21 protein-coding genes and 2 tRNA genes are annotated in these 24558 nt (G+C 58.7%); 10 read left to right on the top strand and 13 right to left on the bottom strand.

Annotated features, from left to right (window positions below):
- Nucleotides 1-61 precede the first annotated feature (61 nt).
- On the bottom strand, nucleotides 62-697 hold the full coding sequence (locus H4317_RS14650; protein ID WP_185887319.1) for a WbqC family protein: 636 nt from the start codon (nucleotides 695-697) through the stop codon (nucleotides 62-64).
- Nucleotides 698-988: 291 nt separating this feature from the next.
- On the opposite strand from H4317_RS14650, the gene H4317_RS14645 reads away from it, so the two are divergent.
- Both H4317_RS14645 and H4317_RS14640 read left to right on the top strand, forming a co-directional pair.
- A complete protein-coding gene (locus H4317_RS14645) occupies nucleotides 989-1879 on the top strand; it encodes a hypothetical protein (RefSeq protein WP_185887318.1) in 891 nt (296 codons plus the stop codon).
- A gap of 9 nt (nucleotides 1880-1888) precedes the next feature.
- Nucleotides 1889-2791, top strand: coding sequence for a lysophospholipid acyltransferase family protein (locus H4317_RS14640; RefSeq protein ID WP_260625684.1), 903 nt, complete (start codon nucleotides 1889-1891; stop codon nucleotides 2789-2791).
- A gap of 143 nt (nucleotides 2792-2934) precedes the next feature.
- Here H4317_RS14640 and H4317_RS14635 read toward each other — a convergent pair whose 3' ends face one another.
- Nucleotides 2935-3567, bottom strand: coding sequence for an L-threonylcarbamoyladenylate synthase (locus tag H4317_RS14635; protein WP_185887317.1), 633 nt, complete (start codon nucleotides 3565-3567; stop codon nucleotides 2935-2937).
- Nucleotides 3568-3977: 410 nt separating this feature from the next.
- Nucleotides 3978-5804 (bottom strand): T9SS type A sorting domain-containing protein, encoded by a 1827-nt coding sequence (locus H4317_RS14630; protein WP_185887316.1) that lies wholly within the window; start codon nucleotides 5802-5804, stop codon nucleotides 3978-3980.
- 259 nt (nucleotides 5805-6063) lie between these two features.
- Here H4317_RS14630 and mltG point away from each other — a divergent pair, with 259 nt between their 5' ends.
- The 7 genes from mltG (at nucleotide 6064) to H4317_RS14595 (ending at nucleotide 11428) form a co-directional block, all read left to right on the top strand.
- On the top strand, nucleotides 6064-7140 hold the full coding sequence (gene mltG, locus H4317_RS14625; RefSeq protein ID WP_185887315.1) for an endolytic transglycosylase MltG: 1077 nt from the start codon (nucleotides 6064-6066) through the stop codon (nucleotides 7138-7140).
- An 80-nt stretch (nucleotides 7141-7220) separates the two neighbouring features.
- Nucleotides 7221-7499, top strand: coding sequence for a hypothetical protein (locus H4317_RS14620; RefSeq protein WP_185887314.1), 279 nt, complete (start codon nucleotides 7221-7223; stop codon nucleotides 7497-7499).
- A 2-nt stretch (nucleotides 7500-7501) separates the two neighbouring features.
- Nucleotides 7502-7990, top strand: coding sequence for an acyl-CoA thioesterase (locus tag H4317_RS14615; RefSeq protein WP_185887313.1), 489 nt, complete (start codon nucleotides 7502-7504; stop codon nucleotides 7988-7990).
- 102 nt (nucleotides 7991-8092) lie between these two features.
- Nucleotides 8093-9085: a YihY/virulence factor BrkB family protein gene (locus H4317_RS14610; RefSeq protein ID WP_185887312.1), complete on the top strand. Its 993-nt coding sequence runs from the start codon at nucleotides 8093-8095 to the stop codon at nucleotides 9083-9085.
- Nucleotides 9086-9218: 133 nt separating this feature from the next.
- Nucleotides 9219-9308, top strand: a tRNA-Ser gene (locus H4317_RS14605).
- Nucleotides 9309-9366: 58 nt separating this feature from the next.
- Nucleotides 9367-9451: transfer RNA gene (locus H4317_RS14600), tRNA-Ser, on the top strand.
- 273 nt (nucleotides 9452-9724) lie between these two features.
- Nucleotides 9725-11428, top strand: coding sequence for a T9SS type A sorting domain-containing protein (locus H4317_RS14595; RefSeq protein WP_185887311.1), 1704 nt, complete (start codon nucleotides 9725-9727; stop codon nucleotides 11426-11428).
- 82 nt (nucleotides 11429-11510) lie between these two features.
- Here the strand turns inward: H4317_RS14595 and H4317_RS14590 are convergent, their stop codons facing one another.
- From H4317_RS14590 to H4317_RS14575, 4 genes are all read right to left on the bottom strand, one after another.
- Nucleotides 11511-12677: an efflux RND transporter periplasmic adaptor subunit gene (locus H4317_RS14590; protein ID WP_185887310.1), complete on the bottom strand. Its 1167-nt coding sequence runs from the start codon at nucleotides 12675-12677 to the stop codon at nucleotides 11511-11513.
- Nucleotides 12678-12698: 21 nt separating this feature from the next.
- Entirely contained in the window at nucleotides 12699-13937 is a 1239-nt protein-coding gene (locus tag H4317_RS14585) for a TolC family protein (RefSeq protein WP_185887309.1), read from the bottom strand.
- Between the two features lie 80 nt (nucleotides 13938-14017).
- Nucleotides 14018-17137: an efflux RND transporter permease subunit gene (locus H4317_RS14580; RefSeq protein WP_185887308.1), complete on the bottom strand. Its 3120-nt coding sequence runs from the start codon at nucleotides 17135-17137 to the stop codon at nucleotides 14018-14020.
- Between the two features lie 284 nt (nucleotides 17138-17421).
- Nucleotides 17422-17835, bottom strand: a complete 414-nt coding sequence (locus tag H4317_RS14575) for a hypothetical protein (RefSeq protein ID WP_185887307.1) — start codon at nucleotides 17833-17835, stop codon at nucleotides 17422-17424.
- A gap of 202 nt (nucleotides 17836-18037) precedes the next feature.
- On the opposite strand from H4317_RS14575, the gene H4317_RS14570 reads away from it, so the two are divergent.
- On the top strand, nucleotides 18038-19306 hold the full coding sequence (locus tag H4317_RS14570; protein ID WP_185887306.1) for a zinc dependent phospholipase C family protein: 1269 nt from the start codon (nucleotides 18038-18040) through the stop codon (nucleotides 19304-19306).
- Nucleotides 19307-19404: 98 nt separating this feature from the next.
- Here the strand turns inward: H4317_RS14570 and H4317_RS14565 are convergent, their stop codons facing one another.
- The 6 genes from H4317_RS14565 to H4317_RS14540 form a co-directional block, all read right to left on the bottom strand.
- Entirely contained in the window at nucleotides 19405-19590 is a 186-nt protein-coding gene (locus H4317_RS14565; RefSeq protein WP_185887305.1) for a hypothetical protein, read from the bottom strand.
- Between the two features lie 124 nt (nucleotides 19591-19714).
- Nucleotides 19715-19930: a hypothetical protein gene (locus tag H4317_RS14560; RefSeq protein WP_185887304.1), complete on the bottom strand. Its 216-nt coding sequence runs from the start codon at nucleotides 19928-19930 to the stop codon at nucleotides 19715-19717.
- A 124-nt stretch (nucleotides 19931-20054) separates the two neighbouring features.
- Entirely contained in the window at nucleotides 20055-20531 is a 477-nt protein-coding gene (locus H4317_RS14555) for a hypothetical protein (RefSeq protein WP_185887303.1), read from the bottom strand.
- Nucleotides 20532-20590: 59 nt separating this feature from the next.
- Entirely contained in the window at nucleotides 20591-22096 is a 1506-nt protein-coding gene (locus tag H4317_RS14550; RefSeq protein ID WP_185887302.1) for a T9SS type A sorting domain-containing protein, read from the bottom strand.
- A gap of 53 nt (nucleotides 22097-22149) precedes the next feature.
- Nucleotides 22150-22905, bottom strand: coding sequence for a hypothetical protein (locus H4317_RS14545; protein ID WP_185887301.1), 756 nt, complete (start codon nucleotides 22903-22905; stop codon nucleotides 22150-22152).
- Between the two features lie 167 nt (nucleotides 22906-23072).
- Nucleotides 23073-24503, bottom strand: a complete 1431-nt coding sequence (locus tag H4317_RS14540) for a TolC family protein (RefSeq protein ID WP_185887300.1) — start codon at nucleotides 24501-24503, stop codon at nucleotides 23073-23075.
- Between the last annotated feature and the right edge of the window lie 55 nt (nucleotides 24504-24558).

Here is a 24558-nt window from a genome sequence, read left to right as displayed (position 1 = left end):
TTGGGCCGATATAATCTGAAACAGATTGGGTCGGGCGAAGGTTCGGAGCCGGCACTAGGCACTACGCGAGAAAGTTGCCGGCGGCCGGGCCCTGCATAAAAAGCAGGTCTAAGATGCTGAGCCCCGGTGCAAAATCTTTACCAAACGTCTGCGCATAGGGCAAGGCAGACGTACTGTCAGGTCCGACTGCGTCGGGGGCCTTTGGTGTCAGCCAGTCGCGCCGGTCAAGTAGGTCAGAACCGAGGGTTGGAGTTGGGGAAGGAGCGTGGTACTCGGTGGTGAAATGGATGGGAGTACGCAGACGCAGGCAGCGCATATAGAACTGCAGCAGCGCCAGATTCAGCTCGAACAGAAGCCGAGGTTTCTGTACGTAAATGTCGTGGAGGTAGTCAGCGTAGTATTCAAAGTACGGAGTGCCACCATACGCGGTTTGGATGCTGCGCCAGTGTGTGTGCACCCAGTTCTGGCGGTAGTCGATTTCCAGCTCTGAGGTTTTTACTTTTTCACTGCGGTTGCCATCCACTACAGGCACGGTGAGCGGCTTCACGCCTTGGGCCGTCAGGATCAGGCAGCGGTTGCGGTAGGTTTGCTTGCGGTAGTGCTCCTGCGTTTCCAGCCATAGCGCATCGGCTCCTATCAATTGGCCAAAAAACGCAATGGGTGGGTTGTACTGCGACTCGAAAAGGACGGCGGACATAGACAGGGGAGGAGCAGGACTTAATCGGATGTGACTGCCAACATAACGCACTGACCGCAGAAACCGGCAACAGCAAACAGGAATGGTTACGCAACTCTGCTTTGGAAACAGGCCAGTATGCTGAGCAGATTTGCTTGCTGACCACGCTCGGTTTCCAGAAACGGGAAGCAACTGGTTCAAAATAGGGCGGTTTTGGTAGCGCACCATGTATTACAATGGGAACGGCCAGCCGTTTACGGAGCGTTAGACTTTTTACAGTCTCCATCTACCTTTACCGCCTGATACTTCTGCATGCGTACACTTCCTGTTTTTCTTTTGTTGCTTCTGCTGCACCTTACGGTTGCTGCCGCGCCGCAGCCTACACTGCAGCTTGATGTAGCTCGTTTCCGCAACGAAGATGGAAGTGTAAAGGGCAACGTAGTGGAATTGTATGCCACTGTGTCGGGAAAATGGCTGCGCTATATGCGCCGGGCGCCCAAAATGTACCAGGCCGCTGCCGTGCTGACACTGGAAATTGTGCGTCCCAACGGGCAGGCTGCCTACCAGGAAACGGTTACGCTCAAACCCCCTGTACTCAGCGACACCACGGCTGCCATCAAAAATCCGCTCAGCTTCCAGAAACGCATTATCCTGCCCGATGGAGAATACTCTTTACGCGCGTTGGTGCAGGATCAGTACCGCAAGGGCCAGCAAAGCCTCATAGAAATGCCACTGGTACTGAAATCGACAGAAGCCAAGCCAACCTTGAGCGACTTGGTGCTACTGGCTAAACCGGCTGCACGTGGAGCTGAGGCCAGCAACTTTAGCCGCTCTGGTTTCAGCCTCACCCGCGCTCCAGGTGCCCTCTATGCTCGTGGGCAGGAGAAGATGTTCTTCTATGGGGAACTGTACAATGCTGCCGTAGGGCAGCCGCTACAGGTTTCTTACCGGCTGAAAGAAATCAATCTGCCGAAAGGAATGGGCGCGAAAACAATGGCCACTGGGCAAAGCACTGTAACCGGCGCCGAGGGACGCCCTACTGTACTGACCGGCGAGTTGAACCTGAGCAAAGTACTTACTGGCACCTATATGCTGACTGTGGAAGTGCGAAACGCTAAAAAACAGCTGCTTGCCTCGCAGACAGCAACGCTGCACCGGGATGCGGATGACTACGCTCCGGCCGGAGCGGGTCCAGCCCGTTAACTTTGCGGCATGATTAAGCCGTATCCCTGGTATTACCGTCCGCTCAACTGGCTGCTGCGCGGCTTGGCTCACCTGCCGCTGCCAGTGCTTTATGGGCTGGCTGAAGTCATTTACTTCCTGCTAGCTTATGTGCTACGCTACCGGCAGAAGGTAGTGTTGCAGAACTTGCGCAATTCGTTCCCGGAGAAGCCTGAGGCCGAGATTCTGCGGATTCAGAAGGCGTTCTACAGGCACTTCGCGCAAGTGATGGTGGAGACGCTGAAGCTAGCGGTGATGCCCGCTGAAGAACTGAAGCGCCGCGTGTGGTTCAGCAACCCCGAGGTGATGGAACGTCATTTTGCGCAAGGACGCACAGTGCTGGGCCTGTCGTCGCACGCTGGCAACTGGGAGTGGGTGCTGACTTCCGGGGCCGTGTGGCTGTCGGCGCATGCGGATGGGGTATATAAGCCGTTGAGCAACCCGTTTTTCGAGAGCTTCATGCACCAGCTCCGCACCCGCACCGGCGCTGGCCTGATACCGATGCGCGATACCCTGCGCGACATGCTGCAGCGCCGGGGCGAAATCCGAGTAGTAAGCCTGCTCTCTGACCAGGCCGCAGGCCCCGAAGACCGACCATACTGGACGCAGTTCATGAACCAGGAATCCGGCTTCTATACCAGCGCCGACCGGCTGGCTACTCGGTTCCACTGCCCCGTAGTGTACGTGAGCATCCGCCGGCTGCGCCGCGGCTACTACCAGATTATCCTGACTGAGCTCTACGATGGCGACGCCCCACTGCCTGCCAACGAATTCCCTATTACCGAAGCGTTTGTGCGCCAACTGGAGCACGACATGCACGCCTTCCCTGCCGACTACCTCTGGACCCACCGCCGCTGGAAGCACAAACGGCCGGTCAGTGAGCCAGTCAGCTAACCCAGAGTTAAGAAGTATAAACTACAGCTAGGCGGCCTAGAGAAACCGGCTGACTTCTGCCGTATACAAACTGAAGCGGCTGCTTCCGCATGGTACCCGTGGTGCCATGCGGAAGCAGCCGCTTCAGTTTTCTGTGTAGCCTGTTACAGATATTGCTCAATGTCGCCGGCACCCTGGCGTACCAACTCAAAGTCGTCGTTGGTGCAGTCGATGATGGTGCTGGGAACGTTGTTGCCGAAGCCGCCGTCGATGACGATATCCACCAACGAGCGGTACTTCTCAAAAATCAGGTCTGGGTCCGTTACGTATTCGTCGAGCGTGTTTTCATCCTCGCGCACTGACGTGCTGACGATGGGGTTGCCGAGTTCTTTCACCAGCTGAATAATGATGGGGCTGTCGGGCACTCGGATACCAACCGTTTTGCGCTGACGGCCTCCCTGGCGCGGAGCCTTGGAGCTGGCCTCAAAAATGAAGGTGAATGGACCTGGCAGGGCGCGCTTTATCACCTTGTACGTAGGGGTAGTGATGCCGTGTGCGTAATCAGAAATGTGTGACAGATCGGAGCAGATAAAGCTCAGAAGCGCCTTGTCCGGATTGAGTCCTTTGATTCGACACAGCTTGTCCACCGCTTTAGCGTTGTGAATGTCGCAGCCGATGCCATACACCGTGTCCGTAGGATAAATGATGATACCGCCCCGACGCAACACATCTACAACTTGCTGAATGCGGTTCTGGGGCGGATTATCGGGGTGAATGCGGAGCAGCGTAGCGGCCATAGCAAAACAGGGGGTTAGGTGGAGATACAGCAAACGGCGCTTGAGCAGCGCCGCAGCGGGGCAAGGTAGCCGTTGTAACAGACAACTGCCAGCCACCTGTTCGTTGTTTTTGCCTGCCGGGTTACGTTTCCTCCCCACGGCAACGACTTCCGGCAGGCGGGAAATGGTTTCCAGACCGCGGGAAACGAGTTCCGGGTCGCGGGAAACGCCTCCGGGGCATGGGAATTGACTTCCGGGGCGCGGGGAACGACTCCCAGATCATGGGGAACAACTTCCACAGCATGGGGAACGACTTCTAGGGCGCGGGAAACGAGTTCCGGGGCGCGAGGAAAGCTATTTGGATAACGCAAAAAGAGGCCCCGGCACTGTGCCGGGGCCTCTTTGCAGGCGTGAAGCTGGGTAAGAGCTGACTATTGCTTCACGAAGCGGCGGGTTGCGCTGCCTTCGGCCGTAGTGAGGCGCACGGCATAGACACCGGCTTTAAGCGAGGCCACATTCAGGCTCGTCAGCTCGGTGGTAGCCACGGTGCGGCTTACTACCTGGCCCAAGGCATTCATGATTTCTACCTGGGCACCACGGCCAGCACCATCAACACGGAGGGTGAGCTGGTTGGCTACTGGGTTAGGATAGAGGGCAACCGCCTTGGCGAAAGTTGGCTCAGCAGCGCGCTGTACAAACGACAGGTCGGAGTAGCGGCGCGGGATAATCTGGTAGCCTTCCGTGAAAGGCGTGGTGGCATCGAACTGGCTGCCGATACCGGTGAGCAGAAACGGAGTAGTAGGGGCAGGTTTGCCGGCGAAGTCCGAGTTGGCAGGAATCCGCATCTGGTATACCGTACCGGTAGCCGTCTGCACATCTACGTTGTAGGCAGTAGCAGCGCCGGTCCACTGGGTTGGGGTTACCAGCGTTACGGGCGTGGCAATTGCAATCAGCTCCGATTCGTCATTTTCCGAGAGAGCAGCCACCACAGCGCGGGGCAGGTAGGTGCGGCGGGCCCGGCCCAACGATGTGATGCTGGTCATGGTAATCTGGCTCAGGCCGTTGAACTGGCCCAGCGTGCCGGTCACCAGCACCGAGTCACCTTCTGCCAGAACAGTCGTGCCAATGTTGGCCGAAGCAAACAGGCCGATGCCGCCGGTATTGTCAATCAGGGTGAACTGGTAGCCAGCTGTGCGCTGGTTGGTACCATACACCGTGCCACGTGCCGAAACCGTTTGGGTGTTTTGCGTGGGCACACCGGCTGCGTCATTCACCGTCAGGGCTGCTACCGTCGAAACGGTAGGGCCAGTAGGGGTGTCGTTGTCGGTGATGGTAATGGTATAGGTACCGGCGTCAACTGTGGCCGAACCAGCAGGAAGTGGGTTCTGCAACTTCAGAATGATGGTTTCGCTAGCTTCAGCAACAGCGTCATCCACAATAGTTACGTTCACGTTCTGCGGGGCCGTGGTATTGGCCGGGAACGTTACGGTCTGGGTGGTGTAGGTGTAGTCGGCAGGGGAGGTAGCAGTGCCAGCAGGAGTAGCAATGGCTACCTCTACCGTGACGGCCTGTGCGCTAACGGCGCTCAAGCGCACCGGCACTTGGATGGTGCCTGCGTTTTCATTCACCGTAGCCGAAGCCGCCGCGAATGAAGCCACCGGCGTTGTGGTACCGCCCGTCTGGCTAATCAGGCCGTAGGTCTTCACGTTGTCGACACGCCAGGAGCCCGTTGTGGCTTCCGCGTTGTAGCCATAGATGCGGAATTCTACCGGCGTCAAAAGAGAAGCGAAAATGGCCGGCAGCACAATTTTCTTGTTCGTGCGCGTGTCCGTATCATCCGGAACGTTCACCGTAATCAGGTTGGCCGTGAAGTTGTCGGCGCTGGAGCGTACTACCCAATCCCGGATGCCGGTGCCCGAGCGGCGCTCATCCAGCAAAATGCTGTCGAGGCGCATCTGGAAGCCGGTAGCCGGCTGCACCGAAAACGAAAAATAGTCGGTAGCGTCCGGCGTGGTGCCTGTGGTCCAGTCGATAGCCGAAAAAGTATTGGCTCCGGCAGAAGGCGTAACGCCTGCACCGCGCGACATAGGACCAAACGTGGCATTGATGGGCTGGGCGTCAACGGCCACGGTAGGCTCGCTGCCAGCAGCTCCGGTGAATGAATACGTGGCTAGCTGCGCGTGGGCGGCCGTGCCGAAAAGACCCAGTGTGGCTACCAGAGCCAGCCGCCGCCACCGGGAAGTGTAGGAGTGTTGCATGCGTGAAAGGAGTAAGGGGTAATGAAATTGAAACAGCAATCAGGGTAAGGACGCAAACCGCCGGGAAAGGTTGATGAAAAAGCAGTGGAGCTGCCGCAAAGCGGTGGCGGCACCCGCAAACCCAAAACCTCGGCCTCCGAAATCCTGCCACTGCCGGATTCCGCGTACTTTTGACGGACAAAGCTACTCCAAACGGTTTCGTCCGCCAATTTGCCCGCCGGAACTTCATATTCCGGTAACCTGACCACCTTCTCCTCCGATGGCCAAGACCCGCATCGATTACAAAGCCAAAGCGCTGAAGCGCCGCAACCGTTTCGCCTACATCACTGGCATTTCTGGGCTGCTGCTTATTACGTTCTCCTACTACTTCTACCAGGTATTTTTCACGCCGAACGTGGAAACCAAAGGCAAGCCTACCTACGTGGTAGTGCGCCGCGGTGAAACGGCCAAAGCCGTGCTGGACTCCATTGAGGCCACCGGTGTCATCGTCGATAAGCTTAGTTTGCGCTTTGTAGCTAAGCTGATGAAGTATGACAAGCTGGTGAAACCCGGCCGCTACGAACTGAAAGAGGGCTACACCAACCGCCAGCTCATCAACGACCTGCGCACCGGTAGCAATAAGCTGCCTCTGATGCTCACGTTCCAGAACATACGGCTACGCGAAGACCTGGCCCGCAAACTTGCCACCACCATCGACGCCCGCCCCGGCCAGTTCGACTCACTGCTCAGTAGCCCTGGCTATACCAAAAGCCTGGGCTTCGACACGACGAGCGTGCTGACCATGTTCATCCCGAACACCTACGAGCTGGCCTGGAACACGTCCGCCGACAACCTCATGCAGCGCATGAAGAAGGAATACGAGAAGTTCTGGACCCCGGCCCGCGACGCCAAGCGCAAGCAGCTGAACCTGAGCCGCGCCGAGGTGAGCACGCTGGCCAGCATTGTGGAAGCCGAGCAGCAGCAGCACGCCGATGAGCGGCCGCGCGTGGCGGGCGTGTACCTCAACCGCCTCCGGCGCGGCATGAAGCTCCAGGCCGACCCCACCGTGGTGTATGCCAACAAGGATTTCACCATCAAGCGGGTGCTCAACGTGCACCTCACCAAAGACTCGCCCTACAACACCTACAAGTACAAAGGCCTGCCGCCCGGCCCCATCAACCTGCCCAGCATTGCCAGCATTGATGCCGTGCTGAATCCCGAAAGCCACGACTACCTGTACTTCTGCGCCAAGGAGGATTTCAGCGGCTACCACGCCTTTGCCCGCAACGAGCAGGAGCACCTCGTAAATGCCCGCCGCTACCAAGCCGCATTGAGCCGGGCCGGCATCATGAAATGATTTGACAGTTCTTAATTACGGATTTCGTGGAGACAAATAAGTTAAGTCACGAGCAGTATCAAGCTACATTCCAAGCACCGATGCTTGACGTAACGGCAACGGCTGAGCCAATACTCGATATCTGGCCTTATGTTGAGTCGGTAGCGTCAGATGATTTAGAAGGCTATCAACTCACAGATGGGATAGTGCGGCATGTATATCAAGACCCCAAAGACAGGTTTTTGCATGTGCTAGTTTCGACAGATGACATCAATGTGTTTTTGGTGGTTATAATAAACTTGAAGTCAATAAAGGTGCATGGTCATTATCTACTTGATCTGCCAAAATTGTACGACTTGCAATCAGAACCTGAAGAGTAGCCATGTACCAATCCGATACCAAAATCCGGGTCCGCTACGCCGAAACCGACCAGATGGGCTACGTGTACCACGGCAACTACGCGGCGTACTTTGAAGTGTGCCGCACCGAAGCGTTCCGGCAGTTGGGCATCAGCTATAAAGACCTGGAAGCCGAAGGAGTGGGTATGCCGGTAGGTGAAATCCGAACCCGCTTCCGCCGTCCTGCCCGCTACGACGACCTGCTCACGGTGCGCCTGCTACTCCGGCAGCCCGCCGAAGGCTCGCGGGTACTGTTTGAGTACGAAATCTATAATGAGGCGCAGGAACTGCTCACCGAGGGCCACACGTTAATGGTGTTCGTGAGCATGGCAACTGGCCGGCCTGTGCCCATTCCGGTACACATTCAGGAAAAACTGGCTGGCTACTTCTCCGACGACGAAACCGGCGGCCCGCTTACGCCGCCCAAAACGCCCGTAGATGCGCCGGCGCCGGCCGCATTTCTGAAGAAGTAGTTTGAATGGCTTAATGGCTGCATTGTTGAATGGTTGGTAGTTCTGACTCGTAATCCAGAACCACCAACCGCTTATCCACTACACAATTCACCCATCCGTTGCATGCGCTTTCCCACCCGCCGCTACCATTTGCCCGACGTACGCCGCCGCCGCAGCTACCGCAAGGCCATTGTGTTCCTGAAGCGGCTGCGGTTTGCGCACGGGCAGGCCTCAGTGTATGATGTGGTGGACCGGCTGCTACAGGAAATTCGGCTGGATGGTATTGCGAAGCGCGCCTCCTACATGGCGTTCAACCTCACCATTGCCATCTTTCCCACCATCATCTTCCTGTTCACGCTCATTCCCTATATCCCGATTCCTAACCTGAATCTGGACATTCTACAGTTTCTGTCGGACTTGATTCCGCGGGAAATGTACCTGGCCATTTCGGGCACCATCGAGGATATCGTGAACATTCCGCACGGCGGACTCCTCTCGTTCGGTTTTGCTACCGCTATGGTGCTCAGCTCCAACGGTATCATGGCCCTGCTCGATGCATTTGAGAAGAAATATCCTTCGTTCAAGAAGCGGACTTACGTGCGCAAACGGGTCATTGCCACGCTCCTGACGGTGGTGCTGTCGTCGGTGTTGCTGGTATCGGTAGCGGGCATTTTCTTTGGCACTTACATCATCGATGCGCTGGTCTACCACGAAATCGTACCTGAAACCTTTACTTCGGAACTAATTACCATCATCAAATACGGCTCGGTAGTGGGGCTGTTTCTGCTTACCACCTGCCTCGTGTATTACTACGTGCCGCCAGTGCACGACAAATGGCCGTTTCTGTCGGCAGGGGCGGTGGTGGCCACGCTCCTGATTTTTCTGGTGTCGTTCCTATTCATTCTCTACGTCAAGATCTTCGACTCCTACAACCACTTCTATGGTTCCGTTGGTACGCTGGTGGGCTTTATGGTGTGGCTGGATTTCGTATGCATGACCTTGATTCTGGGCTTTGAAATCAATGTGAGCATTGATGCCGTGACGGGCCGGCTGCGCAATGGTCCTTCGGGCGTGCGGCTGCTCAACCGTTTGCGCAGTCGGGAAGCAAAAATTTAACTGCTGATAATCAGCTCACAGAGAGCTATAAACCGTAAAAGACAGTCGCGCCGGGAAAAATGTAGAAGTAAAAGTTGCGGCAAGTGGCGCGTGCTGCTACTTTTGTCGTCCCAAACCACTCAGTTTGGACCCTAGAGAGGTGGCAGAGTGGTCGAATGCGACGGATTCGAAATCCGTTATACCTGCAAGGGTATCGGGGGTTCGAATCCCCCCCTCTCTGCCACAGTTTCCAAAGCGTGGAAGCTCTTTTGATGATAACCGCATAGCGCCCTTATACACTCAGAGGAGTGGCAGAGTGGTCGATTGCGGCGGTCTTGAAAACCGTTGAGGGTTAAACCTCCGGGGGTTCGAATCCCTCCTCCTCTGCGAGATGAGGTTGTCATCAACTGAAAAGCCCTGCCTATCCGGCGGGGCTTTTTTGTTTCCTGTGTATGCGCTATCAATGGGTGTGCAGTGGAAGCATGTATTTGACAATCAGGGGTATGGATTAGGCCGAAAGCTGTAGGGAAATGACGAGGGAGACTTGTATTGCCGCTGGCTACGCTTATCTTTCCAGCTGGCTGCCACACCAGGCTTCGCCAGTTGCGTGAAGCGCTCAGCCGGAAAGTATTCCTTTTTTCCTCCTCAACCCAATTTCACATGCTTAAACGTTTACAGTTAGCACGTCGCGTCTGGCATACCGCCTTAGCCATTGTGGCCGGAATGAGTTGCGCTGTCAGTACGGCACAGGCGCAGGTAGATACCTACATATTTTCAGCTTCCCAAGGCACGTTCACTCCGCTGCCAGCTACAGCTACGGTAGCAACAGCGGTGCAGGACGACGATGCCATATCGGGCGCTATTCCCATCGGCTTTTCGTTCGCCTTCGATGGTGTGCCCTACACCAACGTGTACGCCAGCTCCAACGGCTTTCTCTCGTTCAACAGTGCCGCCTCCAGCAGCCTGACCAACGACCTGGACGCCGCTGCTGCCGCTATCCGCCCGCTGGTAGCGCCCCTCTGGGACGACCTGGCCGGTGAAGGAACCGGTAGTGCCGCTAAGTACCAGACGACGGGCACGGCCCCGAACCGCGTGTTCACCTTCGAGTGGCTGAACTGGGAATGGAACTACAGTGCCACTGCGCCGGTCGTCTCGTTTCAGGTGAAGCTCTACGAAACCACCAACCGTGTGGAGTTTGTGTATCGTCGGGAGAGTGGCACGCCTAACTCGGCTTCTGCCTCCATTGGCTTGTCGGGAGCAGGCAGCCCTATCTCATTCTTGTCATTGAACAATACCAGCGCTTCACCCACGGCCAGCTCCACGCTAGAAACTACGTCGTTGGCCACGGCTCCGGCTACGGGCCAGGTGTACGCGTTTCAGGCCACCAACTGCACCCGCATCAGTAACCTGATAGTAGACAACGTTACCAGCAGCACAGCTTCTGTCACGTTTACGGGTGTAACAGGCGTGACCAGCTACACGGCTGTTGCCACACCTACCACAGGAACTCCTGTGACTGTAACTGGTGCCGGCTCACCGTTGCAGCTGACCGGCCTGCAAGGCTTGATGCAATACCGGGTGTCTGTGGTAAGCAACTGCAGCGGCGGACAGAGCTCGGCTCCGATATCCGCAACGTTCACGACCCTGTTGCCACCCTCCGTCAATGATGAGCCCTGCAACGCCACTACTCTGACGCTGGGTACCGGTGGCGCTTTCCAAACTACTTCCTCTACTAACCTGGGCGCTTCCGCAACGCTGCCCAACGGTTATTCGAACCCTGGCTGCACAACTGCTGCCAATCCCAAAGATGTTTGGTTCCGGGTGCAAATGCCTGCTAGCGGCTCTACTGCCCTCACTATTGTAGCGGCCGGCGGCCCGGCTGGCCAGGTGCGCCTGTTCTCGGCTGCTACCTGCAACGGGCCTTTCACGCAGGTTACTTGCAAGGGCAGTGCTGGTCCTAACACAGCTGCCGGAACGCTTGTCGTTACCGGACTTACGGCTGGTGCTACCTATTATGTGTCAGTCTCGGGCTTCGGCTCCAGCGATACGCAGGGGCCATTTACGTTGCAGGCAGGCCAAGGCGCGCTGGCAGTGAAAGGCGAATTGCCAACCGGCGACGTGTCGGTGTTCCCGAACCCTAGCTCAACTGGCCAGCTCACGTTGCACATTGCTGGTGCTACTACCTCCACGGCTCATGCCACGCTGCTCAACGGCCTCGGCCAGACGGTGCTAACGCAGCAGGTGAGCCTGCGTGGCGGCACAGTAGAGCAGCCGCTATCGGTTAAGAATCTGGCCAAAGGCATCTACACCCTGCGCGTGCAGGTCGGTGACATCCTGATTGCCCGCAAGGTAGTGCTGGAATAGCCATCTGCTGAGCAGGTTGCAACCACAAAAAAGGGCGGTGAGACTAAGTCTCACCGCCCTTTTTTGTGGTCATTAGGTGGGTCTATTCTTCTTCACTGGAGCCTTTGGTTAGTTCGGCCTGCAGAAAATAGGCGCCATGCTGCACCATTCGTACTGTATCTGGCACGGGTTCTAGGAGCGTGACAGCCACTGTGCCATCTTCGGAAGGACCAGTTTTTACTTTGTAGCGGTGGAAAGCAGGCTGGCCAGCGGTACTGGTCTGGGCAAAAACATAGCTGATGTCGCCGGCCTGAATAATAGCATCTTCGGGCAGGGTACGCTGGCGGGAACCTTCCGTTTGGATGCTGCCGCGCACATACTGGCCAGGAATCAGGTCTTCGCGGTTGGGCTCCAGATGGGCATGTACACTCACGGTGCGCGCCTCGGGGCTAAATGCCCGGCCCACTAGGAATACGCGCGCCACCATTTCCTCGCCGGTCTGGCGGTTGGGGATGGTGAACAGGATGCGCTGGCCCACTTTTACGCGGGCAATATCCCGCTCAAACACTTTCAGCTCCAGATGCAGGTCAGAGCGGTCCAGGATTTCTACCAGTACGTCTTGTGGGGTCACATACTGGCCCGGATTCATGTTTACAGCCGTCACGTAGCCACCCAGTGGGGTTTTCAGGGCTACGGTAGGGGAGATAGTACCCGTATTGAGTTTCGACACTGATAGTCCCAGCATCTGGACTTGCGCCGCCAACGAGCGTTGCGCGGCCTGCTCAGTGGCATAGTCGGCCTGGGCCTGCTGCAGCTTGCGCTTAGCACCTACGTCTTCGGCATCGAGGGTTTGCTGGCGCTCCAGCTCCTGCCGCAGAAATGCCACGCGCGCCCGGCTCTGCAAGTATTCCTGCTGCAGCTTAAGGTAGTCGGGGTGGCGAAGAATGGCCACGGTAGCGCCCTTGGGCACCCGTTGGCCCGGCAGTATCTGCACGGCCTGCACGTAGCCGCCCATCACCGCGCTAATGTCTACCCGGTTCTGAGGTGGTACGTCAATAGTGCCGTTGGCCTGCACGGCGGTGGTCATATTGCGCCACGCAAACCCACCAATGCTGATGCCTGCCGCCCGCACCTGCTCCGTCGAAAGACTGATTTCATCCGCATTGGCTGGCTTAGCTGGTGTAGCGGTGGTTTCAGCCGGCACGTCCGACTGGGGCTGACAGCTAGCCAACAACACCAAACCAGGGAAAAGAAAGCGAAGAATATACATCGTTGAGGGAGAAAATACGAACTAGTTGTCGGTGCCGGCCAATGCTTGCAGCGAAATGACAAGCGCATTGTACTGGGTTATCTGGTCGAGGTAAGCCGTCTGCAGGTCCCAGGCAGGCTGAGTGTTCACCACAAATTCCACGTAGTCGATGTCGCCAGCCCGGAAGCTTTTGTTAGCTGCATCGAGGATGAGCCGGGCCTGCGGCAGTGCCGTCTGCTGGTAGTAGTTCAGAGAAGCGCGGGCCCGGGTCAGTTGCTGACGCAGGCCACTAAACTGGCTATTTAGCTGCAGGTTGGCATAGCTGAGTTGAGCAGTAGCCGCCTGTTCCGCCACTTTTGCCGCCTGAATCCGTCCGCGTTGCGCGCCGCCCAGCAGCGGCAGCGCCACACCGGCCTGCGCCACCTGAAAGCCGCGCTCCTTGTTGATGGTCTGATTAAAATAGCCCACTCGCAGATCGGGAAGGCGGCGCAGTTGCTCTACCCGCGTCTGTTGCTCACTTACTGCCACTTCCTGCTGCAATACACTAAGCGTTGGATTGGTTTCCGGCGAAATACCAGCCGTGTCGGCTGGCGTGAGCGAAGCCAGCAGGCTGGCGGTGGTATCAACATGAACTGAGCCGGAGGTGCCCAGCAGCAGGCCCAGTTGCTGCTGGCGCACCTGCACTTCGGTAAGCACCGTGAGCAAACGGTTGTGCAACTCCTGCGACCGGGCCGCCGCTGAAACCTGTTCCAGCCGATTGGTTTCGCCGGTGCGGTAGCGCACCTCGGCGGCACGCGCAGCGCGGCGGTAGAGGCTGTCTTGGCGGCGGAGCAAGGCGGCGCGCCGCTGTAGCAGTAGCAACTCAAAATAGCTGGTTCGGATAGCACGGGTCAACTCACGGCGCTGTAGCCGTACGCGCTGCTCGGCCGTGGCGGTTTGGCCCTCCAGCAGTTTGCGCTGGGCACCGTAGAGAGTTGGGAAGGCAGTCTGCTGCACTACGTTCAGGCTCTGGTCGGCTAAGGAGCCCGAAATCTGACCGTATTGGTAGTCGACCACCGTACGGGGCAAGTCGTAGCCGGTGCGGCTGAGGGCGCGCTGGCGTTCCACTTCCAGCGTAGCATTCTGCAGAAAGAGGCTTTGTCCGAGGCCGGTCTGGAGGGCCTGCGGGAGGGTGAGCGGTGGAGCAGTAGCGGCGGGAGGCGCTACCGTGCGCAGCGTATTCTGCGCGTAGACGGCTCCACCCGTAAGCAGCCAGAAAAGTAGAAACAGGCGCTGTATCATAGTCTTATCAGAGAAGGGCAGGGGCCGGCACTGCGGCCAGCAGATGAGTAGCAAAGGCACCGGGCCGGGGCGCTACATAACTATTCTGTGGGGCTGGGCTCGCCATCTTTCGTGAAAAAAGTGTAGAGTACGGGTAGTACAACCAGCGTGAGCAGCGTGGCCGAAATCAAGCCGCCGATAACTACTGTGGCCAGCGGCTTCTGCACCTCGGCCCCGGCCGCGCCCGACAGCGCCATGGGCAAAAAGCCCAGTGCCGCTACCGTAGCCGTAAGCAGCACCGGCCGGAACCGCTCGGAAGTGGCCCGCAAGGCCCGTTCCCGGACGCTGGCCACGCCGGACGCGGCCAGTTCATTAAGGCTGGCTACCAGCACAATGCCATTCAGTACGGCCACTCCGAACAGCGCAATGAACCCTACGCCCGCCGAAATACTGAACGGCATACCGCGCAGCGCCAGTGCCAGCACACCGCCAATGGCCGCCAGCGGAATACCGGTAAAAATGAGGGCCGCCTGCTTCACGGAGTGGAAAGAGAGGTAGAGCAGCACAAAAATCAGGAGCAGCGCCACCGGTACTGCCACCGACAGGCGCGCTTTGGCCTGCTGCAGATTCTCGAACTGGCCACCGTACTGAACGAAGTAGCCGGGCGGCAGCTTCAGTTTGCTGTCTAGGTGCTGCCGGATATCCGCCACAAGGCTTTCCACGTCGCGGTTGCGCACGTTCACCCCGATGTTGATGCGGCGGCGGGCATCATCACGCGAAATCTGCATGGGCGCGTTGCGGAAAGCTACGGTAGCCACTTCTTCCAGCGGCACCTTCTGGCCGTTGGGCGTATCCACGTAGAGCTGCCGAATGTCAGAAAGGCCCTGGCGGCGGCTGGAGTCGAGGCGCACCACTAGGTCATAGCGCCGCTCCCCTTCGTACACCTGCCCCGCCACTTCGCCCGCAAAACTGGTTCGCAGCAGCGTATTGAGGTCCTGCACGCGCAGGCCGTATTGGGCCAGCTTGGCGCGGTCGTAGGTCACGCGCATCTGCGGCAAGCCCACCATCTGCTCCACTTTCAGGTCGCCGACGCCCGCCAGGGGCCGGATGAGGGCCGCAGCTTGATTGGCTTTCTCGTAGAGCACATCCAGGTCGTCGCCATAGATTTTGATGGAGACATCCGACTTCACGCCCGAAATCAGCTCGTTGAAGCGCATCTGAATGGGCTGCTGAAACTCCATCGTCACACCCGGTACGGCGGCCAGCGCGGCACTCATCTTGTTGGCCATTTCTTCCCGTGAGTTGGCCGAAGTCCATTCGCTGTGGTCCTTGAGCACCACAATCTGGTCGGAGTCTTCCAATGACATCGGGTCGGTGGGAATTTCGGAAGTTCCAATTTTGCCTACCACCTGCTCTACTTCCGGAAACTGGCTGAGCAGAATCTTCTGCACTTTGGCCGTGGTAGCAATGCTCTGGGCGAGGGAGCTGCCCGGCGAAATGCCTACGTACACGGCGAAGTCGCCCTCATCGAGCTGCGGAATAAACTCGCCGCCCATGCGCGCAAACACCAGTCCGGCCACGGCCAGTAGCGCCACGGCCAGCACCACTACCACGGCCCGGGCCCGGAGTGCGCCCGCAATAATGGGGGCGTAGCCGCGGTGCAGAAACCGCATAATCCGGTCGGCGAGTGTGCCTTCTTCTTTGATGTCTTTGCGCAATGCCCACGCCGCCACAGCCGGCACGTAGGTGAGGCACAGCAGCATGGCTCCGATAATGGCGAAGCTCACGGTAAGCGCCATGGGCCGGAACATCTTGCCCTCGATGCCGGAAAGGGCTAGAATGGGAAGGTACACCACCAAGATGATGAACTGCCCAAACAGCGCCGAGCGCATCATGCGGGTAGCAGCGGCTTCGGCCACCTGGTCCATGGTTTCGTGCTCCGACTGCTGCCGGAAATGCACGAGGTGGAAAATCATGGCTTCCACGATGATTACGGCCCCGTCCACAATCAGCCCGAAGTCCAGCGCGCCTAGGCTCATCAGGTTGGCCGACACGCCAAAAGTGCGCATCATGCCCAGCGCAAACAACATGCACAGCGGAATCATGGCGGCCACTACGAGGCCGGCGCGCAGGTTGCCGAGCAGCAGCAGCAGTACTGCCACCACTATCAGGCCGCCTTCCAGCAGGTTTTTACTGACCGTATGAATGGCTTTATCAATGAGCTTGGTGCGGTCCAGAAAGGGCAGGACTTCCACGCCCGGCGGCAGGCTTTTCTGGATTTCGGCCACCCGCGCCTTCACGCCTTTGATGGTCTGCTCGGAGCTGGCACCTTTCAGCATCAGCACGATACCGCCTACCGTTTCGCCCTGGCCGTTGCGGGTCATGGCGCCGTAGCGCACGGCGTGCCCAAAGCGCACATCGGCTACGTCGCGCACCAGTAGCGGCGCGTCAGTAGCTGCTTGCTTGATGACGATATTGCCGATATCAGCCAAGGAAGTAACGCGGCCTTCGCCCCGGATGAAGTAGGCGTTGGGGCCGCGCTCCAGGTATGAGCCGCCGGTGTTGGCATTGTTGTCCTGCAAAGCGGCGAACAGCTCGGGCATGGTCACGTTGGCGGCGTTGAGACGGTCGGGGTCCACGCTCACCTCGTACTGGCGCACAAACCCACCGAAGCTGCTGACTTCTACCACACCAGGCACGCCGGAAAGCTGGCGCTTCACCAGCCAGTCCTGAATTTCGCGTAGCTCACTCAACGAGTATTTCCGCTCGAAGCCCGGCTTCAGATGCAGCGTGTACTGATAAATCTCGCCGAGGCCAGTGGTGATAGGCGCCATTTCCGGCACACCCAGGCCATCTCCTAGGCTGGTTTCGGCAGTCTTAAGTTTTTCGGCCACTAACTGCCGGGTGCGGTACGTGTCGATGTCGTCGTCAAACACCACCGTAATAACCGACAGCCCAAAACGCGAGGTAGACCGGATTTCGATGACGCCGGGCACTGTGCGCAGGGCCAGTTCCAGCGGCACCGTGAGCAGCTGTTCTACTTCCTGCGCCGCCAGCGCCGGGCTCTGGGTGATGACCTGCACCTGGTTGTTGGTGACATCGGGCACTGCATCAAGGGGCAAGTGCGCGGCCGAGTAGCCGCCCCAGGCCACCAGACCGGCCAGCATCAGGGCCACGAGCAACTTGTTATGGATGCTGAATGCAATTATTCGGGAGAGCATAGAAGCAGAGTTCAGGTGAGCCGAAACAGGGGCCACATCCGGCAACGAACCAGTAGAAAACGGGAAAGCCGAACGAAATACGGGAGCCTGATCAGGCTACAAGGAAATAGATGGGCCCGGTCTGGCGCGGCTTGCCGCTGCTACCAGTGCAGCGCCGCAACCGATGGCACCGAACACAAAAAGCGCGTAGCCAAGCCAATGGCTAAGGCACAGCGTGCGTCCTAGACGTAAGGCAGAAAAAAGACAGGTGACGCGGGCAGACTACGCCCGCTAAGGCCACGGAGCTACACTCGGGGCGGCTGCAGCAGCGAGGTGCTGAAACTGAAGGAATACAGCGGACGCACTGCGGCGCTATATATCGTTGTGGGCCAGCTCATCCGCTGCCCGGCCTGCACCAGCAGCCGCGCTGCGGGCAGTACAAAGGCCGCCAGCACGCAGTCGTGGTGGCAGCGCAAAGGCAGGTCGTGGTGGTCCTGGTCGTGGCGGGCGGAATGCTGGTGCTGGTAGTGCGCGGTGCCGGACCCGTAATGCAGGACCAGAAACTGGCGCAGCGAGAGGCTACCGCCTGCTTCCGAATGATGGAAGCGGTAGTGCTGCAGCAACTGTGGCAGCTTGCCCAGCTCCGCCAGATCGTTCTGCGGAATCAGGCTGCTGGTCAGCATGAGCAAACCCAGAAGAAACGCCAGCGCAGATTTCATCGCGCCAAAGATAAGACAGTCGAGCAGGAGTTGATTAAAAAAAGCCCTGACATCCCGACTTTAGATGCCCGCTTACCCGCAAAAAAGCGACGCCGTCAGGGCCGCAGCTTTACCATACAACCTCGGCCGCAGAGACGCGTAAATGCAACGCTCTTCGGAGCCGGGCCACTCTGTCCGGCTCCCCGCGGCCCTGGTGTTTCTTATGTTCAAATGGTTATTCTGGAGTCTGGCACTGCTGGTGCTGGCTCCCTCTTCCGCATCCGGGTACTCGGTGCTTACCCACCAGGCCAATATCGACTCTACCTGGACGCGCTGCCTGATGCCCATGCTTCAGAAACGCTACCCCGGCGCTACCGAGGAGCAGCTCATCGAGGCCAAAAGCTATGCCTATGGCGGCTCTATCGTGCAGGACATGGGATTCTACCCTTTTGGCTCGGTGTTGTTTACTAACATGACGCACTATGTGCGCAGCGGCGACTTTGTGCGCAACATGCTGGATGAATCTCACAACCGCAACGAGTATGCCTTTGCGCTGGGCGCGCTGGCGCACTACACGGCCGATATTATCGGGCATCCGGAGGGTACTAACCGCGCCATGCCTTCGGTGTATCCGGACCTGAAGCAGAAATTCGGGAATGAAATTACCTACGAAGAAGCGCCCATTCAGCACACGCAACTAGAATTTGCCTTCGATGTAGTGCAGCTGGCCGCCGGCCGCTACCGCACCGCCGATTACCAACGCTACATTGGGTTTCAGGTAAGCAAACCGGTGCTGGAGCGGGCGTTTAAGAAAACTTACGGGCTGGAGCTGGGGCAGGTAGTTTTCAACGTAGATCTGGCTATCAGTTCGTTCCGGTTTGCCGTGCGTAGCCTCATCCCAATAGCCAGCCGGGCCGCCTGGCAGTCGCAGAAAAAGGACATTCGCCGGCTAAGCCCTCGGGCCCGTCGGCGCGAGTATGTATACGACCAGAGTGAGCGGGAATACCGCAAGCAGTATGGCACCGACTACCAGAAGCCCGGCACTGGGGCACGGGTGCTGTCGTATTTTGTGCGGGTGCTGCCCAAAATCGGACCGCTAAAGCCGTTTGCCTTCAAGCTGCCCACGCCCGAGGCGCAGGAGCTGTTCAAGAAAAGCTTCCGGGACGTGATGCGCGAATACTGCCGTAAAGTGGAGGCCGAGCCTACCGACACGACCATGATATCGAGGCAGCTGCTGCCCAACACCGACTTTGATACCGGCCGCCCTACCCGGGTAGGCGAGTATGCCCTGACGGACAAGGCTTACGGCGAGTGGCTGCGCAAGCTGGCCGATAATAAGTTTGAAGGGCTGACGGCCCCGGTTCGCCGGAACATTCTGGCCTTCTTTGGGCCGGCTCCTCAAGCTCCGAAGGAAGAAGACGAAGCTGAGGAAAAGACCCGCGCCAAAACCCTGGAAGCCCTAGCCCAGCTACAGGCGCTGGACGTGAACTAGAGCCGGCTGCCACCGCCCGAAAACAGCAAGAGGAGGTTGCCCGATTGTAGCCGGGTAAGCTCCTCTTGCTGTTGGTACTGAGTTCTGGCCGCTTGGGGCTAGTAGTGGCGGTAGGTTTGGTAGGAGCGGTAAACCGGCCGGTGCAGCTTACCGATTTTGTGCTTGGGCGTGCTGCGCAGGATGGGCAGGCGCAGGAAAGGCGCGGCGGTGGCCTCGAACGAAACCAGCGTACCGGCGGCCAGCAGTACAAGAACTAAGAACAGACGGCAAATAGCAGGGAACATGTGCAATAGGTGCGTAGAAGGCGAGCTTCCGGCCGGGCTGCCAGCGTAGCGTTTCAGCGAGGAAGTGCACAAATGTAGCCACCGCCTCGGCCGCTTCGCCGGGCTTTTCGGTGAGCCCTGACGTCTATACTACGAACCACGCTTTCTGCTCGACGAAGCACCCAGACACCGAAACGCCGGAGCGAATCCGCACCACGGCGGTGCCTGAAACCACCGCGTCGGGGCGGATTCGCTCCCAAGCAGTGCGGATATGCGCCACGCCGGTACCTGAAGCCGCCGCGTTGGTACGAATTTGCACCGTGCCGGTGCCTGAAGCCGCCGCCCTGGTGCGAACAGGCACCGATGCGGTGGGACCGGGCACCGGGCCTGTGCCTATGGCTGCCGGTTTGGCACCGCATAGCACCGCCCCGGCACCTGCGGGCACCGGGGCGGCGGAAAATAGGGTCGGGCAGGTGGCCGGGCGGCTAGCTTTTGGCGGCGGCCGAGGCGCTGCTTTTGCTGCTGGCGAAGTGGCGCTCCATCTCCTCGAAGCGCGCCCGGTAAGCCGCATCTTTTTTGGCGGCCTGCTTGGCGGCGGCATACACTTCGCTGGTTTGCTGGGCGGTTTCGTCGTGGAGCAGGCGCATGGTGTCTTCCAGCTGCTGGGTCAGGGCTTTGGCGGCCAGGTATATGGCCTGGGTGCCGACCAGCAGCCGGCCGTCGCGCAGGTAGGCGTCTTTCTCGAAGGTGCCGGGCAGAATCTGGGGCACCTGCTCCACGGCCTCCACGGCTTTGCGGGTGAGGTCGGCATCGAGCAGGCGCATCTTGCGCAGCTTGTTGGCGTCGCCCTCCTGCATGGTGCGCAGGTAGGGCAGCAGCTTCTGTAGCTCCTGCAGATGCTGGAGGGCGGCAGCCTGGTCGGCGGCTTTCAGCTCCGTGTCAAATAAGTTACGATTAGGCATTGGGGAAAATAAATAAGAGGGTTAAAGAAGGGAAAAAGGTACGCGAAAAAGCAGAAGTATCAAGGAGCCGCCACGGCCAGGCGGCGCGTAGCCAGGGGCCGGCCATCGGCGGCCAGCAGCGTGGCCGCGTACAGGCCCGGCGCCAGCCCGGCCAGCGGCACGGTTACTTCTGCGCCACCACTGCCGCCGCGTAGTGTCAGCCGGCGCGCCAGCCGCCCGGTGGCATCGTAGAGGTGCAGCGCGGCAGCGGTGGTGCCGGCCGGCAGTTGGTAGCGCACGGTGGCCGTGGTGCTGGCCGGGTTGGGGAACAGCTCGAAGGTGAGCGGGGCGGTGGTGGCAGGTTGGGTAGGCTGCGGGGCGCTGAGCACGACGGCGCCGGGCAGGCTTTGCAAATCCACCAGGGCCACGTAGCCGCGCCGGTCAGTCGGGCTCTGGTCGCAGGAGCCGGCGATGAACACGCCGCGCCCGTCGAGGGTGGGCGTCAGGCGGGCGGGGTGTACCTGCGGGCAGGCGCTGACCAGCGGCAGCACGGCCAGCAGCTGGCCGGTGGCCGAGTAGCGGTGCAGGGCAAAGGAGTTGGTGGCCGGGAACACCTGCCAGGCCAGCACCAGCAGCGAGCCGTCGGTCAGCTCGCAAGCATCGGCGTAGCGCAGCTGCTGGCCGGCGGGGGGGCGGCGCAGGGCCGTCCAGCGGGGGTGCAGCAGGCTGTCGAGGCGCACGAGCAGGGGCGGGTCGTTGGTGGTGGTAGCCGAGTCGCGCACGCCCGTCAGCAGCCAGCCCCCATCCCGCAGGGGCAGCAGCTTCTCCCAGCCTTGCTGCGTGCGGACGTTCACGCCAGCCCCCAGCGGAGCGAGGCGGCGGCCCCGAATCGAGTCACCCCGCTCGTTGACCAGCAGCAGCTTGTATTCCTTGTCCGCACCATTAGTCGCCCCCACCGGTTGGATGTTGCCAGCCAGCAGGATGCGGCCCGTGGCGGGGTTGCGCTGAATATGGAGTACATCTTCCGCTAAGCTCCACCCGTACGGCCGCTGCCAGCGCACCTGTCCGGCACTATCGGTTTTGAACAGGATGCATTGCTGCCGCACCAAGCCGGTTATTTGAGTTGCCAATATCACGCCCAACCAGCCGTTGTCGGCGGTTGCTATTGTTCCCACGAAAGCCTCTTGAGCAGGGTGAATGAAGGCTGGCCGGCTCCAATATAGACGGCCCGAAGAGGTGAACTTTTCAAACGATTGTCCACGGCCGGACGGGGTTGTATTGGCAATAGAAGCAGATCCTACGAATTCGCCGCTAGGCAAAGTGCATAAAAAGTTGCGGCCGAGCCCAGGCAGAAGCTTGAAGATAGTCCACAGCGTATCGAGTTGCGGGGCGAGTAATTGGTAGCCCCCCGTCACACTCTGCCCGCTACCCGGGGTGATGCCGTGGTTGAGGGCAATGCATAGGTTGCCCTCGCGTCCCAGCGTGATGCTGGTAACCGTAGTAGAGTATTTGGATGGCGTAGCAAAGATTCGCTCCCTAGTCAGGCGCTGGCCGTGAGCAGGCAAAAACGCTACCCAGAAACTCATGAGAAAAAACAGTCTTGACAGCATATAACGGAAACGGTCCGCTGAGCAGTTGCTCAACGGACCGTTTGTTGATTAGTGTAGAACAGAAACCTTATGCGTAAGCAAAGAAAATTGCCAATTGCAATAGACCTACCGTTTGCCGTCGCTTTAAAAGCGCCTTTAATCAGAGTCCATGAAGCACCTTGGTTGGTGGGCAGTGGTTGAGCGTTTTTTATAACAGGACTATAAGGCAGGAGGCCACTGCTTGGATTATAAATAGTATTATCGGGTAAGACAGAAAGTCCCAGCTCCTTCACGACAAAAGCTGAATTCTCTCCTGCTTTAGCATAGAACTCACCATAATATGATGCGCCCAATTTAATGTCAACCGGTGTAGCAATATATTCTCGCTCCACACCCCTGTCATCAAAGACAATAATGCCCCCATAAGCGTTGCCAACAGAAGTTGGTCCATTATTGCCTAGTGCTGCTGTACCCCCGCTGTACGAACAATTAGTGAGATTAGAGGGGACGTCGAATTGCTGATTCGTGGTGCAAGTATTAAAATAATCTGGGGTACTATAATATGTAGGATTATACCACTCGCAGACTTTTGACAAAATACCATACTGAGGTCTACCAAATTCGCCTTCAATGGTTGGACAGGTCGTAAAGTCCTCAAAGCTGCCATTTCTAATCAGATTGCAGTACTGCACGGCTGGGTAATTAGGGCAGGGTGCCTGAGCTACTGCCAGCCTCTTATTACCTAGCCAACAGCTGACCAGCATAATAAAAGCAGTGGTAAAACGGGTGAGTAGAAGTTTGCGCATAAGCAGTAAAGATGAAGGAGTTAGAAAATGATGCTGGTAGTTAGGAAGATAGTTCAACACCGCAAATTGGAGTTGAAAAAATATAACGGGTATTCCCTGTCCTTCACGCAAAAGCCCCCGCCGCAACATTGGTTGCAACGGGGGCTTCGGTACAGGTTCGGGGTGCGCTACCGGCCGGCCGGACTCTCCTGCACCAGCCCGCTGCTGAGGCGGCGCAGCACTATTTCGGCCTGCTTGGCCTGGTAGCGGATATCGAGCAGGCGCACTTCGGCGTCGAGCTGGGTGCGCTGGGCTTCGCGCAAAGCCAGCGGCGTGAGCAGGCCCAGGCGGTAGCGCTCCAGCGTGATGGCCACATTTTCGCGGGCCAGCAGAATATTGGCTTCCTCCAGCTCCAGCAGCTGCAGGCGGTTCTGGTACTGGGCGTAGGCCTGCTCGGCTTCGGCTTCCAGGCTCAGCTGGGTCTGGCCGAGCTGCAACTGCCTCTGCTCCTCCGTGATGCGGGCGTTTTGCTCCAGTCGGTTGCGGTTGAAGCCATCGAAAATAGGGATGGAGGCCACCACGCCGTAGTTGAGGCCATAAGTGCGGCCGGTGTTCGTGACGAGTTGGCTACCGAAGAAAGCTGCGCCGTTGATGTTGCGGTTGTAGCCGTAGCCGCTGGTAAGCCCGATCTGCGGGAAGCGGGACGCCCGCACCAGCTTCCGGTCGTAGGTGGCTACCTCGGTGCTGAGGCGGGCTTGCTGCAGGCGTGGGTTGTTCTGCTGGATGGCCTGCGCCACAGCCTCGCGGCTCAGATCAGTAGCCACCACAATGGAGTCGGCGGGACGGAAATCGAGGCGCGGGGAGCGGCCTAGCAGGTTGTTGAGGTTGATTTTGGCCGTTTTCAGGGCTTCCTGCTGCTGGATCAGGATGGAACGGTCGGCGTTGTAGTCTACACGGGCCGTTAGCACCTCCACCTTGGCACTCACGCCCACGTCCACGCGGGCCTGGGTCAGGTCGATGCGGGCCTGTCCGATTTTCAGGGCTTCCTCAATCGAGCGGATCTTACCCGATTCGCGCACCACCACATAGTACGCGTCGGTGATACTGGCTACGGTTTCTTCCAGCGTAGCCCGTGTGAGTTGGCGCTGCTGCTGCTCCAGTGCCTGTAGCCGGTCGTAGGCAATGAACATACCCAGTCCGTCGAACACTGTCCAGGTAGCTGCCACGTTGGCATTGAACTGGTTCGACTGTGCTCCGTTGGCAATGCTGGCCTCGGGCCGCGACGACGACTCTTGGCGTACGTTGTTGCGGTTGAACGTGCGGGTGAAGTTGCCATTCACCACGGGCAGCTGGCCGGCATTGCCGCGGGTTACGTTGTTTTCCGCAATCCGCTCGTCCTGCCTGGACACCCGGATATCGTAGTTGTTTTCCAGACCGAGTCGGATGACTTCGGCCAGCGTTAGGGGCGGAGCATTGGGTACGGTTTCCGGCTTCTCCGTCTGTGTTTTCGACTGCGGCTGCGTGGTCGGCTGCCGGGAAGGCAACACGGGCTGCTGAGCGTGGCCAAGCAGCGGGAAAAGCAGCAGCGCAAAAAGAGGGAGTGAGCGGTAGCGGGACATCGAAAATCGGGACTTCTTAAACTGGAATCGGGGAGAAGCAATGGAAAGCTACGCG

Origin of the sequence: Hymenobacter sediminicola, assembly GCF_014250515.1 — a bacterium.
GTDB classification, from domain to species: Bacteria; Bacteroidota; Bacteroidia; order Cytophagales; family Hymenobacteraceae; genus Hymenobacter; species Hymenobacter sediminicola.
Note: the sequence above shows the minus strand (reverse complement) of the source record. Positions and strands in the feature narration are given on the sequence as shown.

Excerpts from the sequence above, each read along its gene's own strand:
- H4317_RS14650 (WP_185887319.1), bottom strand. The coding sequence starts at position 697 with ATGTCCGCCGTCCTTTTCGAGTCGCAGTACAACCCACCCATTGCGTTT.
- H4317_RS14645 (WP_185887318.1), top strand. The coding sequence starts at position 989 with ATGCGTACACTTCCTGTTTTTCTTTTGTTGCTTCTGCTGCACCTTACG.
- H4317_RS14640 (WP_260625684.1), top strand. The coding sequence starts at position 1,889 with ATGATTAAGCCGTATCCCTGGTATTACCGTCCGCTCAACTGGCTGCTG.
- H4317_RS14635 (WP_185887317.1), bottom strand. The coding sequence starts at position 3,567 with ATGGCCGCTACGCTGCTCCGCATTCACCCCGATAATCCGCCCCAGAAC.
- H4317_RS14630 (WP_185887316.1), bottom strand. The coding sequence starts at position 5,804 with ATGCAACACTCCTACACTTCCCGGTGGCGGCGGCTGGCTCTGGTAGCC.
- mltG (WP_185887315.1), top strand. The coding sequence starts at position 6,064 with ATGGCCAAGACCCGCATCGATTACAAAGCCAAAGCGCTGAAGCGCCGC.
- H4317_RS14620 (WP_185887314.1), top strand. The coding sequence starts at position 7,221 with ATGCTTGACGTAACGGCAACGGCTGAGCCAATACTCGATATCTGGCCT.
- H4317_RS14615 (WP_185887313.1), top strand. The coding sequence starts at position 7,502 with ATGTACCAATCCGATACCAAAATCCGGGTCCGCTACGCCGAAACCGAC.
- H4317_RS14610 (WP_185887312.1), top strand. The coding sequence starts at position 8,093 with ATGCGCTTTCCCACCCGCCGCTACCATTTGCCCGACGTACGCCGCCGC.
- H4317_RS14595 (WP_185887311.1), top strand. The coding sequence starts at position 9,725 with ATGCTTAAACGTTTACAGTTAGCACGTCGCGTCTGGCATACCGCCTTA.
- H4317_RS14590 (WP_185887310.1), bottom strand. The coding sequence starts at position 12,677 with ATGTATATTCTTCGCTTTCTTTTCCCTGGTTTGGTGTTGTTGGCTAGC.
- H4317_RS14585 (WP_185887309.1), bottom strand. The coding sequence starts at position 13,937 with ATGATACAGCGCCTGTTTCTACTTTTCTGGCTGCTTACGGGTGGAGCC.
- H4317_RS14580 (WP_185887308.1), bottom strand. The coding sequence starts at position 17,137 with ATGCTCTCCCGAATAATTGCATTCAGCATCCATAACAAGTTGCTCGTG.
- H4317_RS14575 (WP_185887307.1), bottom strand. The coding sequence starts at position 17,835 with ATGAAATCTGCGCTGGCGTTTCTTCTGGGTTTGCTCATGCTGACCAGC.
- H4317_RS14570 (WP_185887306.1), top strand. The coding sequence starts at position 18,038 with ATGTTCAAATGGTTATTCTGGAGTCTGGCACTGCTGGTGCTGGCTCCC.
- H4317_RS14565 (WP_185887305.1), bottom strand. The coding sequence starts at position 19,590 with ATGTTCCCTGCTATTTGCCGTCTGTTCTTAGTTCTTGTACTGCTGGCC.
- H4317_RS14555 (WP_185887303.1), bottom strand. The coding sequence starts at position 20,531 with ATGCCTAATCGTAACTTATTTGACACGGAGCTGAAAGCCGCCGACCAG.
- H4317_RS14550 (WP_185887302.1), bottom strand. The coding sequence starts at position 22,096 with ATGAGTTTCTGGGTAGCGTTTTTGCCTGCTCACGGCCAGCGCCTGACT.
- H4317_RS14545 (WP_185887301.1), bottom strand. The coding sequence starts at position 22,905 with ATGCGCAAACTTCTACTCACCCGTTTTACCACTGCTTTTATTATGCTG.
- H4317_RS14540 (WP_185887300.1), bottom strand. The coding sequence starts at position 24,503 with ATGTCCCGCTACCGCTCACTCCCTCTTTTTGCGCTGCTGCTTTTCCCG.